General features: G+C 71.5%; 1 protein-coding gene. It reads left to right on the top strand.

What is annotated here, in order from left to right:
* Window positions 1–445, top strand: a 445-nt coding sequence (locus BKG76_RS19380; RefSeq protein ID WP_131815830.1) for an LLM class flavin-dependent oxidoreductase, incomplete at both ends; no start/stop codon positions are given.

The following is a 445-nucleotide window of genomic DNA, read 5'->3' as shown; positions in this document are numbered from 1 at the left end:
CGCGGTGGCTTTCCGTGAGGTCGACGGGATCGAGGTCGGCACGGGGGTCATCCCCATTCAGAATCAACACCCGATGCTGCTGGCCCAGCGCGCGCTCACGCTCAGCCTGATCAGCGGCGGCCGGTTTCTGCTCGGGCTCGGCATGACGCACGCCGCGGTGACCGAGGGTATGTGGGGCATTCCGTGGGACAAGCCCGTCCGCCGCCTGCGTGAGTATCTCGACGGGCTGCAGCCGCTGCTGGCCGGCGAGCCCGCCGACGCTCCGGGCGAGACGGTCACCACGCGCGGCGCACTGCAGATCCCCGGCGCGCCGGCACCCGATGTGTACATCGCCGCCCTGGGACCGCAACTGCTCAAGCTCGCGGGTCGCCGCACCGCGGGCACCGTCACCTGGATGACGGGGCCGACCACGCTGGCCGAGCATGTTGCCCCGACACTGCGGGAG

The organism is Mycobacteroides franklinii (assembly GCF_001853795.1).
GTDB classification, from domain to species: Bacteria; Actinomycetota; Actinomycetes; order Mycobacteriales; family Mycobacteriaceae; genus Mycobacterium; species Mycobacterium franklinii.
This window is presented reverse-complemented; position numbering and strand designations above follow the sequence as displayed.